Raw genomic sequence first — 17,158 nt, 5'->3', positions numbered from 1 at the left:
AAAACTGTTTATTCCCATTCAATAGTTGCTGGAGGTTTAGAAGTAATGTCATATACTAAACGGTTGATTCCATCTACTTCATTAATAATTCTATTGGAAATTTTTTCTAAAAAATCGTAAGGTAAATGGGAAAAGGTAGCGGTCATAAAATCTTCCGTTTTTGTTACACGTAAAACAGCTGCATATTCATAGGTTCTTTTATCACCCATAACACCTACAGATTTTACCGGTAATAATACCATAAAAGCTTGGCTAACGGATTCATAAAGATCAGAATTTTTTAATTCTTGTAAAAGAATACTTTCTGCTTCTTGAAGGATAGAGACTTTTTTCTTATTTACTTCTCCAAGAATACGAATGCTTAATCCAGGACCAGGAAATGGATGACGGTATAAAATTTCTTTTGGAATTCCTAATTCTTTTCCTAGATTTCGGACTTCATCTTTAAATAATTCTTTTAAAGGTTCAAGTAGCTTCAACTTCATGAAATAAGGTAACCCTCCTACATTATGATGAGATTTAATAGAAAAATTTTTGTGAAATATAGAAGACTCTATCACATCTGGATAAATAGTTCCTTGTGCCAAAAATTCTACATTTTTAATTTTTTCTGATTCTTGTTGAAATATAGAAATAAATTCTTTTCCTATAATTTTTCTTTTCATTTCAGGATCAATAACTCCAGTTAAACTAGATAAAAAACGTTCTCTTGCATCTATTATTTTAATAGAAAAATTCATTTTTTTACATATATGGGATATTTTTTCTTTTTCTTTTTCCAGAAGAAATCCCGTATCCACAAAAATACAATGTAAAGAATCTCCAATAGCTTGATGAATTATATAAGCAGCTACAAAGGAATCTACTCCACCTGAAAAACCTAGTATAACTTTTTTACTAGATACACGTTTTTTTATCTTTTCTACAGTTTTTTGCACAAAATTATTTAGTTCCCAATTTGGATGACATTTGCATATATGAAAAATAAAATTTTTCAAGATATGGATTCCAAATTCTGTATGATTCACTTCTGGATGAAATTGTATAGCATAAATATCTTTATTTTTGTGAATGAAAGCTGCAATAGTACAAGAGTGGGTATGTCCGATTACTTTTAATTCTTTTGGAAGATTTTTCACTTCATCAAAATGACTCATCCAAACAAATGATTTTTTAGGGATTCCATAAAATAATTTATTTTTAGGACAATCTATAATAAAATTTGTTTTTCCATACTCTTTATACTTTGATTTTTCTATTTTTCCTCCAAAAAGAAAAGAAATAAGTTGCATTCCATAACAAATTCCAAGTATAGGAATATTTAATTGAAATAATTTTCTAGATATTAATGGAGGTTTTTCGTCATAAATAGAAAAAGGACTTCCTGATAAAATAATTCCTTTTGGTTTTTTCGATACGATATTCTGAATAGAAATATCATAGGGACACAAAATAGCATAAACCCCTATTTCCCGAATTCTCCTGGCCATCATATGGCTATATTGGGAACCAAAATCTAATATTAAAATAAAGTCTTTTTTCATTAGAATTTTTTTCTTATGACAAAGAAATAAAATAAACTATAAACCGATGTCTTTTCTAAAATATAAGTTTTCAAAATGAACTTTTTTGACTTTATCATAAGCATTTTTTCTAGCTTCTTCCATGGAAAAGCCTAGTCCTACCACATTTAAAACACGTCCTTTTGAAGTGATCCATTTTTCTTTTTCTTTCTCAGCTCCAGCAATATAAAAAGGTTCTTTTAAAGAGTTTAACCCCCCTATAACTTTTCCATATTGGAATTTTTCCGGATAACCTTTTGAAGATAAAACGACACAACAAGAACATAATTTTTTCCAAGAAATGGAGATGTCTTTCTGAAGAAGAATAGATTGGATTATGTGAATAAAATTACTATTCATTAATGGCAATAAAGTTTGAGTTTCAGGATCCCCCAAACGAGTATTATATTCTAATAAGTATACCCTATTTGAATTGATCATTAATCCAAAATAAATAAATCCAAAAAAAATTAATTTTTCTAAAAATAAACCTTCTAAAGTTGGTTTTAATATATTTTCTTGGAAATCTATCCAAACATCACTTGTCATATATGGATTAGGAACAATACTCCCCATTCCTCCTGTATTCTTTCCTGTTTCTTTTTCTCCAATTTTTTTGTAATCTTTAGCGGATAAAAAAGGAATAATATCTTTTCCATTAAATATGGACAATATAGAGGATTCTTTTCCTTGCAGAAGTTCTTCTATGATAACTTGATTTCCAGCTTTTCCAAATTTCTTCTCTATCAGAATAGAATTCAAAGCTTTTTCCGCTTCTGTTTTATTATGTGTTAATAAGACTCCTTTTCCTTCGGCTAATCCTCTAGTTTTAATAGCCACGGAATAAGTGGTTTTATCTAAAAAGTCCATAGCTTCTTGATAAGAAGAAAAAACTTTGTATTTAGGAGTACGTACTCCATATTTTTTCATAAATGATTTAGAAAAAATCCTGTCTCCTTCTAGTCTAGCGGAAAAATGAGGCGGTCCAATTATTTTCAATCCATCACTTTGAAATACGTCTACAATTCCATCCCATAGAAAAGTTTCAGAACCAACAATAGTGATATCGATAGCATTTTTTTTAGCAAAAAAACATAATTCTGATGTAGAATGAAAATTTTCTATATTTTTTCCTATTTGACTGGTTCCTCCATTTCCAGGATAAAAATAAATCTCCATGGGAGAAAAATCTTTTAAGATTTTTTTACCAATAGCATGTTCACGACCCCCACTTCCAAGAATTAAAATTTTCATAATTTCTTAATGTTTAAAATGTCTTTTTCCCGTAAAAGCCATAGCTATTCCATATTCATCACAGGCTTTTACAGATTCTTCATCACGTATAGAACCTCCTGGTTGAAGAATAGCTTTTATAACCCCAGAACGAGCTGCTTCATCTATTATATCACGAAAAGGAAAAAAAGCATCAGAAACGAGTACTAAATTTTCTTTTTCTTTGTTTTTTTCTAAAGCTCTTTCTATCGCTTGACGAGCTGCCCAAATTCGATTGGTTTGACCTCCAGAAATTCCTATAGTTTGTGTCCCTCTAGCAACAACAATTGCATTAGATTTTACATATTTTACTACTTTATGAGCAAAAAATAAGGATCTTATTTCCTGATCGGAAAATTTATTTTTAGTGACAATTTTATAATCGGAATAAAAAAGATGATCTACTTCTTGCACTAAGATCCCTCCATCTATTTTTACATATTCTAGTCTATCAGAAATAGGTTCATGTATATTAATTATTCTCAGATTTTTTTTCATTTTTAGAATATTTAATCCCTCTTGTTCATAGCTTGGAGACAAAATCACTTCTAAAAAAAGACTGTTTATTTTATTCGCTAATTCTCTCGTGATGGAAACATTAACAGCAAGAATTCCTCCAAAAGAAGAAATAGGATCAGAAGAATAAGTTTTTTGAAAAGCCTCCAGAATATTTTTTCCCAATGCTACTCCACAAGGAGTGGAATGCTTCACGGTACAACAAGCTGGTTCAGAAAATTGAGAGACCACTTTCCAAGCTATATCCATGTCCCTTAAATTATTAAAAGAAAGCTCTTTCCCGTGTAATTGATGAAAATTCCGCATGGATCCTTGATCAATAGTACTGATATAATAAGCAGCTTTTTGATGGGGGTTCTCTCCATAACGGAGATTCATTTTTTTTTCATAAGAACAATGTAAATAAGTAGGGAAATTTTCTTCCGTGAGAAGATATTTAGAAATAGCAGAATCATAAGCAGAAGTGAGATTAAAAACTTTTCCAGCTAATTCTTTTCTCAACTTTAATGAAGGAAATCCATATTTTTCAATTTCATTTTTTACGAGAAAGTAATCATGTTTATCTGTAATAGGGGTTACATGAAAAAAATTTTTTGCTGCTGCGCGTAGCATAGATGGTCCTCCTATATCTATAAATTCCATTAATGAATTATTATTATTTTTTCCATTGATTGTGAAGGATTTTTGATACAATTTTTCAAAAAATGGATAAAAATTGACTAAGACAATATCAATAGGAAAAATTTTGTGAAAACGGATAGATTTCATATGTTTTTCCATGGAACGATTTGCTAAAATTCCTGCATAAATATTAGGATGAATGGTTTTTATTCTTCCATCTAACATCTCCGGAAAGGAGATTATATCCGATATTTCTAAAAGATTAGATATTCCATGTTTTTTTAAATATTGAAAAGTCCCTCCCGTAGAAATAATTTGATATTCTTTTTTATCTAAAAAACTGACAAAATCAAATAATTCTTCATTTTTTTCATAAACACTAATTAAAGCTCTTTTCATAATAATAAATCAATTTTGTATACTATACAATAAATAAACAATAGGCTACAGATTTTTTAAAGATTGAATAAGAATCTCTTTTTCTATGAGAGATATTTTTTTGGATAAAGATATGGGAGTCTCTTGTGAAGAAATTTTACATGATTTTTTTAAAATTATGTTTCCTGAATCTATATCTTTTGTCACATAATGAACTGTAGCTCCTGATATCTTTTCTTTATTATTGAGAACTTTTTGATGGACTCTCATTCCGTACATTCCCTTCCCTCCATATTTAGGCAAAAGAGAAGGATGAATATTAATGATTTTTCCAGCCCATTTTTCACAAAATTCTGCATCCAGAATAGAAAGAAAACCAGAAAGAATTATAAAATCTGGAATATTTTTCCTCATAAGATGGTCTATCTCTTTAGAGAGAGTATTAGTCCTTCTTAAAGAATAAGTTTTAATATTTTCTTTGTAGGCATATTGAATCGCCTTACAAGATCTATCAGAAATTACTAAACTTACTTTAAAATTAGAAAGTTCTCCATTAGAAATAGATTGTATAATATGCAGCATATTAGTTCCTCTTCCAGAAACTAAAACAGCTAATTTTTTCATATGTATGAAAATATTTTTTATTTCAAAAATACTCTTTTATTTCCTTTAACTAGATGACCAAAAACAAAAGGATTTTCTCCTAAAGCACATAATCTTTGTAAGAGAGAGTATTTATCTTTAACGGATACTATGACAATCATTCCTACTCCCATATTAAAAGTCTCCCACATCTCCTGATCAGATAAAAAACCTTTTTCCTGAATATGATTGAAAACAGGTTGAACAGGTATTTTTTTCTTTTCTACTATAGCTGACAAATTATCCGGAAGGATCCGAAATAAATTATCGGATATTCCTCCTCCTGTCACATGAGCTAATCCATGTATTAAAAACTCTTTTAGCAAAAGATGAATAGGATCATGATAAATTCTAGTTGGAATTAAAAGAATCTCATAAAATGGTTTTTCTTGAATTCTATGCATCAAAAAATCTTCTTTAGAAAAAATCTTTCTAATTAAAGAAAAACCATTACTGTGGACTCCAGAAGAAGGGAGTCCAATTAAAATATCTCCTTCCTGTATAGTTTTTTTTCCATCTATAATATTTTCCTTATCTACTATTCCTACACAAAATCCAGCTATATCATAGTCTTTCTCTTGATAAATTCCAGGCATTTCCGCAGTTTCTCCCCCAATGAGACATGTATTAGTTTTTTTACAAGAGACAGCTATTCCCTGTATTATTTTTTCTACAATATTAGAATCCAATTTTCCACAAGCTAAATAATCTAAAAAAAACAAAGGTTTTGCCCCATGACATAATACATCATTAACGCACATAGCAAAACAATCTGTTCCAATGAGATCATATTTTTTATAATCAATAGCTAAACGTAATTTAGTTCCTATTCCATCTGCTCCAGATACTAGAACAGGTTCTTTGTAACTGCATAAAGATAGTTGATATAGTGCCGAAAAATAATCCAAGTTGCTTAGAACCTTTTTGGTATAAGTTTTTTCTAAAATTGGACCAATTTTCCGTATGGTTCGATGACTTTCTTTCATGATGAATTTATTACAAGAATTTATAATATACAATCATTTTTCTTTATGAATAGGATAGTTTCCAGTAAAGCACCCGAAACAGTAATTTTTACCTCCAAGAATATCAATTAAATTGCTCATGCTTAAAAATTCTAAACTATCTACATTTAAAATTTTAGCAATTTGATCTTTATCAATATTATATGAAATTAGATCCTTTCTACTTGGAGTATCTACTCCTAAATAACATGGAGCTATAATAGGTGGAGAAGCACTTCTAAAATGAATTTCTTTAGCTCCTGCTTTTCTTAAAATATAAACTAATCTACGACTAGTAGTTCCACGAACTATGGAATCATCAATAATGACAATACGTTTCCCTCTGATTTCATTTAAGATAGAATTAAGTTTTAGATTTACCATTTTTTCACGCATCTCTTGTTTGGGGATAATAAAAGATCTACCAATATATTTATTTTTCACTAAAATTGGTTTGAAAGGGATTCCAGATGCTTTAGAGTATCCAATAGATGCTGGAACTCCAGAATCTGGAACTCCAATAACCACATCTGCTTCTACTGGATGTTGCTCATAAAGTTTTTCTCCACTTTTTTCCCTGATTTCATAAACATTTATATTCTCAATTAAAGAATCAGGGCGTGAGAAATAAATATACTCAAAGGAACAAATTCTACGTTTTGTATATTTCTCTTTTTTCAAAAGAGAGAATCGAATGGATTTTGTATCTACAATAGCCATTTCTCCTGGAAACAAATCTCTTATGTAATATCCTCCTACAGAATCTATTCCACAAGTTTCAGAACTAAATATATAAGTTTTTTCATTAAGCATTCCATAACATAAAGGACGGATTCCATTTGGATCTCTAAATGCCGCTATTTTATTATCCATAAGGACTATTACAGAATAAGCTCCTTGAATATCTATAGTAGTTTTTTGAATAGCTATTTCTAAGTTATTATCATATTTCGACAAATATTTTTGGATCAAACGTAAGATTACTTCTGAATCCGAATACTCGGATATAAAAGTAACTCCTTTTGATTCTAAATCTTTACGAATTTTTTGAGCATTTATTAAATTTCCATTATGAACTATGGAAATAGTACTTCTTCCATAGGGATCTTCTCCAAAAAATGGTTGAATGTTTTTTTTACTCTGTCCTCCTTCTGTAGAATAACGTGTATGTCCAATAGCCGCATTTCCATGAAAATATTCAGAATTCGAAATTTTTCGAAAAGAATCTAAAACAAGACCTTCACTTTTATGGGACAAAATAAAACCATCTCGTAAAACGGAAAAACCACAAGCTTCTTGACCTCTGTGTTGCAAGGCAAATAAACCAAACTGAATTAAAGAAAATGTATCAACTTTTTGAGGAGAATAAATCCCAAAAATCCCGCACTCCTCATGAAATTTATCAGAAGATTTTTTTTGATTGAAAATAGGGAATAATTTAGATATCATCTTTCTTCTTTAAAGAAGATCTTTGTCCCGTGAATGGATTAACCTACATTAAGCCTCTTTAATATTTCTATATAGGCATCAAAGACCTTTTCAGAAAATCCACTTCTAAATATATCTTTATCAAGTTTTTCCCTTGTTTTTTTATCCCAAAAACGACAAGTATCAGGACTGATTTCATCAGAAAGAAAAATTTGATTTTTTGAATTCTTTCCAAATTCTATTTTAAAATCTACCAATATAATATTTTTATCTAAAAAAAATTTTTTGAGAATATTGTTAATGTTTGAAGTTATGCGATAAATGATATTTAATTCTTCATAAGAAATTAAACCTAAAAAAACTGCATGATGATCATTAATCAATGGATCTTTTAGTTTATCATTTTTATAAAAAATTTCAAAAATAGTATTCAATGGAGTGGATCCTTCTTTAACTCCTAAACGTTTTGAAATACTTCCAGCAAGAATATTACGAACAACAAATTCTAATGGAATGATATCTACTTTATGGCACAATTGTTCCCTATTATTTATTCTACGAATAAAATGAGTTTTTATTCCACAAGAATTAAGAAACTTAAAGATAAATGTGGTGATTTCATTATTCAAAATTCCTTTATCTTGTAAAAAATCTTTCTTTAATCCATCCAAAGCCGTTATGCTATCTTTATAATGAATAATGACCTCATACGGATTCTCTGTAGCATATATTTTTTTTGTTTTTCCTTCTAATAAAAGTTTTTTTTTAGTTATGCTGCTCATAATTATAAATATTGCTCTATTTCAGTAACTAATTTTTCTCTCCTTTCCATTCTGAATTTTAGTAATAATTTTTTGATTTCGTTATATTTTATAGCTAATATATGAATGGCTAATAAAGCAGCATTATAGGCATTATTGATTCCAACTGTAGCGACGGGAACATCCTTAGGCATTTGGATCATGGAAAAAAGAGCGTCTAGCCCTCCTAACAATCCATTGTTGGAATGATGAATTGGAACTCCGATAACAGGTAAAATAGTTTTTGAAGAAATTACTCCTGGTAAATGAGCAGACAAACCAGCTCCAGCAATAATTAATTCCATTCCCTTTGTAGATTCAATTTTTTTTATTGTATTTGATAGTATATCGGGTAGACGATGTGCAGATATCACATAAGTTTTATTATTTATATTGAATTTATTTAATACTTCTTCCGCTATTTGCATAGTCGATTTGTCGGATATACTTCCACAAAATATAGCCACTTTCATATTTATAATTTTTATAGAAAATATTGTACCGCATTTTTAAAAATGGAATGTTCATGAATATTCGGGATATTTTTCAACAATCCATGATTATAACGCTCTGGATGAGTCATTCTTCCATAAATCTTTCCATTTTCACTTAATAGACCTTCTACAGCCCCAACGGATCCATTAGGATTATAAAACCTTTCTAAGGTTGGAACCCCTTGTAAATCTACATATTGCGTTGCTATTTGATTTTTTTTGAATAAAATTTTAATTATTTTTTCACTAGCATAAAATCTTCCTTCACTATGAGATATTGGAATAGTGTATATTTTATTTTTCATTCCATTTAACCATGGAGACTTATCAGTAATTACTTTTATATGAACACATTGAGATACATGCTTTCCTATTTCATTATAGGTAAGTGTAGGAGAATGTGAATTTCGTAAGCCTATTTTTCCATAAGGTAACAATCCAGATTTTATGAGAGCTTGAAACCCGTTACAAATACCTAAAATCAATCCATCTTGATCAAGAAAGTATTGAACAGCGTCTTTTACGTATGGATTATGTAAAATAGACGTAATAAACTTTGCAGAACCATCAGGTTCATCTCCAGCACTAAATCCCCCACAAAGCATAAATATTTGTACAGTTCTTATACATTTTTCCATTTTCTCTATGGATTCTCCAATATCTTTATTTTTTAAGTTCTTAAATACAAAAGTTTTGATAATGGCTCCTTCTTTTTTAAAAGCGTGAATAGATTCCCATTCACAATTTGTTCCAGGAAATATTGGAATAAATACACGTGGTGTTACTTTTTTTTTAGATTTCCATACTAATGGAAAAATATCTTCTTTTCTATTTTCACGTAGATTGATTCTATGAGATTTTTTTCGATGAATGATCTTAGAAAAAATAGGAGTCAAAGTTTTTCCCCAATTTTCTACAGCCTCATTTATATCAATAGATATTCCATTAAAATTTAAGCTCTTAGAAGAGTCAATTTCTCCTATCAAAATGAAATCTTCTGAAAGAGAAGAAGTAGATTCTATAATTAATGAACCTATGCTGATCTCAAATAAAGGATTTCCAGAACGGATAAAAACTCCTAAACGATTTCCAAAAGCCATTTTAGCTATAGATACAGAAATTCCTCCGTCTTTCACCGTTTTTACTGATATAATAGATCCGGAATGAATGCCTTCATAAACTTGATCATATGCCTTTTTCAAAGAATAAAAATCTGGCATTTCGTTTTTCAATGGTTTGTGATGATACAAATATATTTTATTTCCTATATTTTTCAATTCTGGAGATACAATATTTGAAAAATCTTCGGTGGTCACTCCAAAAGCTATTAATGTTGGCGGAACGTGTATATTTTTATATGTTCCAGACATGCTATCTTTTCCTCCAATAGATGCTAAATTAAATGACATTTGAGCATGATAAGCTCCTAATAAAGAAGAAAATGGGGGACCCCAATCTTCTGGATTATTTCCTAATTTTTTGTAATATTCTTGAAAACTGAAATAGATATTTCTGTAAGAGCCTCCCATAGAAACAATTTTAGAAATACATTCCACCACAGCATAAGCTCCTCCATGAAGAGGACTCCAAGTAGAAATTTCAGGATGAAAACCCCAAGAAGCTAAACTAACAGTACTTGTATCTCCTTGTAAAACAGGTATTTTATGTACACTACCTTCAGATGGTGTCATTTGATACTTCCCTCCAAAAGGCATCAATATCGTAGTCCCTCCTACAGTACTATCGAACATTTCTACTAAACTTTTTTGAGATGCAATATTTAATTGAGAAAGAGTTTTTAAGAAGGTTTCTTTGCTGAAAGGAATATTTTTTGATTTTTGAAAAGGAGAAATGGTAGTTGGAGAATTAACATGAACCACCTGTTTTTTATTAAACCCTCCTGTATTTAGAAAAGAACTTTTCAAATTAAAAAGTTCTTTTCGTTTATGAGAGAATATTATCCTTTTATTATCAGTTACTATAGCAATGGGAACGGAAAGTATATTTTCTTCATGAGCTAATTTCATAAATTTTTTTACATCTGATGGATCTAATACAACGGCCATCCGTTCTTGAGATTCTGAAAGAGCAATTTCTATAGCTTCTAAATCCGCATGTTTTCTAATAGGGATTTTATCTAAATGAAGAACTAAACTATTGCTCAATTCTCCAATAGCAACGGAAGCTCCTCCTGCTCCAAAATCATTGCACTTTTTAACCAAAGATATAACTTCTTTTTTTCGAAAAAATCTTTGAATTTTTCTTTCTATTATTGGGTTTCCTTTTTGGACCTGAATATTTTCAAATGAATTTTTTAATTCAGATTCTTTAGAAGATTCCGTAGCCCCTCCCATTCCATCCCTTCCTGTTAACCCACCAATTAACAAAATAATGTCTCCATTTTTTGGCTTTTCTTGTTTAACTGCATCAACTGGAACGGCTCCAACTACCATTCCGACCTCCATTCTTTTAGCTCTATAACCTTCATGATAGATTTCTTGAATGTGAGAAGTAGCGACCCCAACTTGATTTCCATAAGAACTATAACCATAAGCGGATTCATAGCATATTTTGTATTGCGGAATTTTTCCATTTAATGTTTTTTGATCAAAAGGATTTGAAGAACCACTTAATCTAATTGCTTGATAGACAACTCCTCTAGAAGACAAAGAATCCCGAATAGCTCCTCCTATACAAGTAGAAGCTCCACTAAAAGGATCAATTTCCGTAGGATGATTATGAGTTTCATTTTTAAATAATAGATACCATTTCTCTTTCTTTTTACTACCTAGAATATTTACATCTACCATGATTATACAAGCATTATGTTCGTGAGAGAATACATAATTTTTTAATTTTCCTTTCTTAAAAAGAACTTTAGAAGGAAGATTAGATAAATCCATCAAATTTATAGGAAATTCTGATCTTCCTATTGATTTCCTATCCTTTAAATACTCATTAAAAATATTCTGATATGTCTCTTTAAATATTCCATCAAATGTTATGTCCACTAATGTAGTCAAAAAAGTAGTATGACGACAATGATCCGACCAATAGGTATCTAAAATCCTAAGTTCTGCTTCTGTAGGATCACGATTTTCTTTAGCAAAGTATTGCTGTATAAAAAACAAATCCTTTAATTTAATAGAAAAACCCCACCTCTCATGAAGATTTTGCATTTTTTCATGATTAAAATGAATAAATCCATTTACCATTCTATAATGATCTTTGCCTATTCTTTTTTTGGATTTATCAAAAAAAGGGAAATTCATTTCATGAAGATTCTTTTCTTTCCAAATATGGGGATTCATGCAATGTTTTTTAATCTTATGAAGATCCTCTTTTTTATTTTTCATCCCTATCAATTCAATTAATTGACCCGTTTTTATAAAAACTGTAGATAGAGGATCTATAATTTTTATACATTGCATAGCCGCGTCTGCACGTGGATCATATTTTCCTGGTAAATATTCTATAGAAAAATATGGATTTTTTAAATGTATTTCTTTATGTAAAATATCCGTGACAGGATCCACAAAAATTTTATATAGACTATCTATAAAAACTTCTTTTTTTATACGAAAAATATCATATATATGATAAATAATCACTTGAGATAACGAAATCTCCATATTTTTCAATTCCTGATATAATTTTCTAGAATCAATATCAAAAGGAACTTTTTTTTGTATATAAATTCTGAAATTCATTAAAATTTGTGAATCAAATGGAACATAGAAATTTTCTAAACTTTTAAATCCATATTGGAATCAATAAAATGATAAAATCGATCTAAGAGAGGATTTACCTTTTTCTCAACAAATTCTATAGATTGATCCGACGAAAATCCTATAAAATTTTTAGGATTAAGCATTTGATTTATTTTTTCTTCGTTAACAGGTATTTTTTTATCATCTAAAAGACGTTGTAAAAAATCATTTTTTTTTCCTTCTAACTTGATTTTAGAATTGGTATTCATAGAATGAATTCTAATTCTTTCATGAATTTCTTGTCTATCTGCTCCATTTTTTACACTCTCTACAATAATAGATTCCGTCATTAAAAATGGAAGTTCTTGATCTATATGTTTTTCAATCATTTTAGGATAGACCACTATATTTTCTAATATATTATTCCAAATTGTTAAAATAGCATCTGTAGCTAAGAAGGATTGAGCTATTACCAATCTTCTATTAGCTGAATCATCTAATGTCCGTTCCAACCACTGAGTAGCTGCAACCATAGCTGAACTATTTGATAGAGAAATTACATATTTTGCTAAAGAGGCTATACGTTCACTACGCACTGGATTTCGTTTATATGCCATAGCACTGGATCCAATTTGCTCTTTTTCAAATGGTTCTTCCATTTCTTTCAAATTTTGCAGTAAACGTAAATCATTGCTAAATTTATGAGAAGATTGAGAAATATTAGATAATAAATTTAATACTTGTGCATCTATTTTTCTATCATAAGTTTGACCTGTCACAGGAAAAACTTTTTCAAATCCAAATTTATTGGAGATTTCTTTTTCCAAATCTTTTACTTTTTGTAGATCTCCATCAAATAATTCTTTGAAACTAGCTGCTGTCCCTACAGTGCCTTTTACTCCTCTGAAATTAAGACTTTGCAATCTAAATTCTAATTCTTCTACGTCCAATAATAAACTTTGCATCCACAAAGAGGAACGTTTTCCTACAGTAGTTAGTTGAGCGGGTTGATAATGGGTAAAAGCTAAAGTAGGAGTGTCATGATATTCTAAGGTAAAATTCCTAAGTCTAAAGAGAACATTAACTAATTTCTTAAGAAGAATCTCTAATCCATCACGAATGAGAATAAGATCCGTGTTGTCTCCTAAAAAAGCACTTGTGGCTCCTAAATGAATAATAGGTTTAGCTAGAATTGCTTTTTCTCCAAAAGCATATAAATGAGCCATCACATCATGACGGAATTTTTTTTCATAAAAAGAAACTCTATTCCAATCAATATCATCTAAATGATTTTTTAAGTCATTTATTTGTTCTTCACTAATGTTTAAACCTAATTTTTTTTGGCTTTCTGCTAAAGCTAACCAAAGTTTTCTCCAGGTGAGAAATTTTTTTTTTGGAGAAAAATTATACAACATTTCTCGACTACTGTATCGTTCTACCAAAGGATTTTTATATTCTTTCACAAAAATATTTTTTAAAAAATTAAATTAATCTGTTTCTTTCTAGCTAAGAAAATATTTTAAAAAAGGAAGATTTATCTTTGATAATATTTTGACTTCTTTCAGATCCTACAGAAATTAATAGGATATTCAAATTTAGATAACTTTCAATAAAATTAATATATTTTTTGCAATTTTTTGGTAATTCTTCATACTCATAAATTTGAGAAATATTTTGTTTCCAACCAGGAAAATCCATATAAATAGCTTCTACTTTTTCTTCAAACAATTCTATATTTGCTGGAAAATTTGGAAGAACTTTTCCATGAATACGGTATTCTACACAGATTTTTATAGTTTCTAATTGACTTAAAACATCTAATTTTGTAATGATTAAATAATTAATTCCGTTTATCATACAAGAATATTTTAGAGAGAACAAATCTAACCATCCACACCTTCTTGGTCTTTTTGTAGTGGCCCCATATTCTTTTCCTTTTTCTCGGATAAAATGACTCATTTCTTTATTCTTAATTTCTGTAGGAAAAGGTCCATATCCTACACGTGTACAATAAGCTTTTGCTATTCCGATAAAATTTTTCAAGAAAGTAGGAGGGACCCCAGATCCTACACAAACTCCTCCTGTAGAAGTTGAAGAAGTCGTTACATATGGATAGGTTCCATAATTTATGTCTAGTAGCATAGCTTGAGCTCCCTCAAAAAGAATTTTTTTTTCTTCATGAAAAGCTCTATGAATTTCATGTACAGCATCGATCACACGTGGATGAAGTTCTTTAGCATACTCCATATATTCTTCGTATATTTCTTTAAAAGAAACAGGTTTTCTTTTATATATTTTTGTTATAATCTGATTTTTATAATCAATGTTTTCCTTTAATTTTCTATAAAAAATTTTTTGATTTAAAAAATCTAAAACCCGTATCCCCATACGGGCTATTTTATCTTCATAAGTAGGACCAATTCCACGATGTGTAGTTCCAATAGACTTATTTCCTAATGATTCTTCCTTGTATTTATCTAAGAGACGATGATATGGCATAGTGAGATGTGCTCTTTTTGCCAAAAAAACTTGAGAGGTATTGATTCCTATTGATTCTATATCTTGTATTTCTTGAATTAAAGATTTAGGATCAATAACTACTCCAGGACCTATAATGCATTTAACAGAAGGATAAACTACTCCAGAAGGAATTAAATGAAGAATAAAATAACGATTATTAATGTGAATAGAATGACCTGAGTTATTTCCTCCTTGATAACGAATTACATAATTTGAATTTTTTGCAAGAAGATCTGTAATTTTTCCTTTTCCCTCGTCACCCCATTGGAGACCAACAAGAACATTTGAAGGCATGATATTTTTATAATTTGAGACTTTTTGCAAAGTTAATTTTTATTTATTATAAATAGATAAAAACACAAATCTTTCAACTATCTTTTTTCAAAATTTCGTTTAAGATGTTTATAAGCTAATAATGTTGCTTTTCTTCCTCTAGGGGTTCTTACTAAATATCCTTCTTGAATGAGAAAAGGTTCATAAACTTCTTCTATAGTATCAGGATTTTCATTGACAGCTGTTGCTATCGTGTTTATTCCCACAGGACCTCCTTTAAAATGATCTATAATAGATGCAAGAATTCTATTATCCATTTCGTCTAATCCATGTTTATCCACATTAAGTGCTTGTAATCCTAAATCACAAATATGAATATCTATGGTTCCGTTTCCTTTTATTTGAGCAAAATCACGAACTCTACGAAGTAGAGCATTAGCTATGCGTGGAGTTCCTCTACTTCGATTAGCAATTTCATAAGAGGCTTCTTCTGTTATTGGAATGTTTAATGTTTTTGCTCTTCGAGTTACAATGTTTTTTAATAATTCTTTTCTGTAATAGGTTAACCGACCGTTGATTCCAAATCTAGAACGCATAGGAGCTGTTAATAATCCAGATCTCGTGGTGGCTCCTATTAAAGTAAAAGGAGATAAATCAATTTGAACTGATCTGGCATTAGATCCAGAATCAATTATAATATCTATTTTATAATTTTCCATGGCAGAATATAAATATTCTTCCACTATAGGTGATAAACGATGAATTTCATCAATAAACAGAACATCATTTGAATTTAAATGAATTAGTAATCCTGCTAAATCCCCTGGTTTATCTAAAACGGATCCTGAAGTGACAGTGATTTTAACACCTAACTCATTGGCGACTATATGAGCTAGCGTAGTTTTTCCTAATCCTGGAGGTCCATGAAATAGGATATGATCCAAAGACTCTTTTCTTTTTTTAGCAGCTTGAATAAAAATTTTTAAATTATCTAAGATATCCTGTTGTCCAACAAAATCTTGAAATTTTTTTGGATTCAAAGTTCCTTCTACAATAGATGACACGATTTATAAAGTTTTTTTTAAAATAAGGAAGATTTCCAAAAAAAAATGAATAATATGAAATTCCAAGATCTTAAAATATTTAAAGTTGAATAATCTGTAAAATCGAATTTAATAGGAACGACAGAAACATATCCATTTTTTAAAGCCCATTCATCCGTATCTGATTCTTTATCAAAATTAACAAAATCTCCTACTAACCAATAATAAGCTCTTCCTTTTGGATTATAACGTTGATCAAAACTTTCTTTCCATTTAGCTTCTGCCTGTCTGCATATTTTAATTCCTCTAATTTCTTCTTTTCTCAATTTTGGAATATTCACATTGAGACTCAGGATTCCTTTTTCCATAGGATTCTGAAGAATTTTTTTTACAATTTTCCATACATATTTTTTGGATGGTTCAAAATCTGCATTCCAATCAAAATCTAAAAGAGAAAAACCAACAGATGTAATTCCTTCTATTCCAGCTTCTATTACCGCAGAAATTGTTCCGGAATACATGATGTTTATGGAAGAATTGGATCCATGATTAATTCCAGATACACAGATATCCGGTTTTCTTGGAAGAATATGATTGATTGCTAATTTAACACAGTCTACAGGAGTTCCTGAACATTCCCATTCTTTTTGGATTCCATTGTCAATCTTTACCGAATCACAATAGACAACTGTATCCATAGTTATAGCATGTCCTATTCCAGATTTAGGTGTATTTGGAGCTACCACATAGACATCTCCTAAAGAATTCATCGTATGAACAAGAGCTCGAATTCCAGGAGCTATAATCCCATCATCATTTGTTACTAAAATAATTGGCTTGTTTTTCATTTTTTCATAAAGGATCTAGATATTTGTAATTTTGTTATTTATTGTAT

General features: G+C 29.6%; 13 protein-coding genes. All 13 read right to left on the bottom strand.

From position 1 onward, the window contains the following. Nucleotides 1-8: 8 nt before the first annotated feature. Nucleotides 9-1,544 carry a glutamine-hydrolyzing GMP synthase gene (gene guaA / locus BPLAN_RS00810; protein WP_012821318.1) on the bottom strand — a complete coding sequence of 512 codons (1,536 nt, stop codon included), beginning with the start codon at nt 1,542-1,544 and terminating at the stop codon, nt 9-11. A 36-nt stretch (nt 1,545-1,580) separates the two neighbouring features. Further along, nucleotides 1,581-2,816 carry a phosphoribosylamine--glycine ligase gene (gene purD / locus BPLAN_RS00805; protein WP_012821317.1) on the bottom strand — a complete coding sequence of 412 codons (1,236 nt, stop codon included), beginning with the start codon at nt 2,814-2,816 and terminating at the stop codon, nt 1,581-1,583. Nucleotides 2,817-2,822: 6 nt separating this feature from the next. Next, on the bottom strand, nt 2,823-4,370 hold the full coding sequence (gene purH, locus BPLAN_RS00800; protein WP_012821316.1) for a bifunctional phosphoribosylaminoimidazolecarboxamide formyltransferase/IMP cyclohydrolase: 1,548 nt from the start codon (nt 4,368-4,370) through the stop codon (nt 2,823-2,825). A 45-nt stretch (nt 4,371-4,415) separates the two neighbouring features. Beyond that, on the bottom strand, nt 4,416-4,973 hold the full coding sequence (locus tag BPLAN_RS00795) for a phosphoribosylglycinamide formyltransferase (protein WP_012821315.1): 558 nt from the start codon (nt 4,971-4,973) through the stop codon (nt 4,416-4,418). Between the two features lie 17 nt (nt 4,974-4,990). Further along, nucleotides 4,991-5,977 carry a phosphoribosylformylglycinamidine cyclo-ligase gene (gene purM, locus BPLAN_RS00790; protein ID WP_012821314.1) on the bottom strand — a complete coding sequence of 329 codons (987 nt, stop codon included), beginning with the start codon at nt 5,975-5,977 and terminating at the stop codon, nt 4,991-4,993. A 33-nt stretch (nt 5,978-6,010) separates the two neighbouring features. Then, on the bottom strand, nt 6,011-7,444 hold the full coding sequence (purF, locus tag BPLAN_RS00785) for an amidophosphoribosyltransferase (RefSeq protein ID WP_012821313.1): 1,434 nt from the start codon (nt 7,442-7,444) through the stop codon (nt 6,011-6,013). A gap of 38 nt (nt 7,445-7,482) precedes the next feature. Further along, nucleotides 7,483-8,205, bottom strand: a complete 723-nt coding sequence (gene purC, locus BPLAN_RS00780; RefSeq protein ID WP_012821312.1) for a phosphoribosylaminoimidazolesuccinocarboxamide synthase — start codon at nt 8,203-8,205, stop codon at nt 7,483-7,485. 2 nt (nt 8,206-8,207) lie between these two features. Next, entirely contained in the window at nt 8,208-8,696 is a 489-nt protein-coding gene (gene purE / locus BPLAN_RS00775; RefSeq protein ID WP_012821311.1) for a 5-(carboxyamino)imidazole ribonucleotide mutase, read from the bottom strand. Between the two features lie 11 nt (nt 8,697-8,707). Next, nucleotides 8,708-12,427 (bottom strand): phosphoribosylformylglycinamidine synthase, encoded by a 3,720-nt coding sequence (locus tag BPLAN_RS00770; protein WP_012821310.1) that lies wholly within the window; start codon nt 12,425-12,427, stop codon nt 8,708-8,710. Between the two features lie 35 nt (nt 12,428-12,462). Continuing rightward, entirely contained in the window at nt 12,463-13,890 is a 1,428-nt protein-coding gene (gene purB / locus BPLAN_RS00765) for an adenylosuccinate lyase (protein WP_012821309.1), read from the bottom strand. A 43-nt stretch (nt 13,891-13,933) separates the two neighbouring features. Continuing rightward, nucleotides 13,934-15,241, bottom strand: coding sequence for an adenylosuccinate synthase (locus BPLAN_RS00760; protein ID WP_012821308.1), 1,308 nt, complete (start codon nt 15,239-15,241; stop codon nt 13,934-13,936). Nucleotides 15,242-15,318: 77 nt separating this feature from the next. Continuing rightward, complete coding sequence (gene ruvB / locus BPLAN_RS00755; protein ID WP_012821307.1) at nt 15,319-16,284, bottom strand: Holliday junction branch migration DNA helicase RuvB; 966 nt, start codon at nt 16,282-16,284, stop codon at nt 15,319-15,321. A 17-nt stretch (nt 16,285-16,301) separates the two neighbouring features. After that, nucleotides 16,302-17,111, bottom strand: a complete 810-nt coding sequence (gene surE / locus BPLAN_RS00750) for a 5'/3'-nucleotidase SurE (protein ID WP_012821306.1) — start codon at nt 17,109-17,111, stop codon at nt 16,302-16,304. Nucleotides 17,112-17,158: the final 47 nt, after the last annotated feature.

The organism is Blattabacterium sp. (Periplaneta americana) str. BPLAN (assembly GCF_000093165.1).
In the GTDB taxonomy this organism is placed as follows: Bacteria; Bacteroidota; Bacteroidia; order Flavobacteriales; family Blattabacteriaceae; genus Blattabacterium.
The sequence above is the reverse complement of the archived record's forward strand: the minus strand, read 5'-3'. Positions and strand labels throughout refer to the sequence as shown.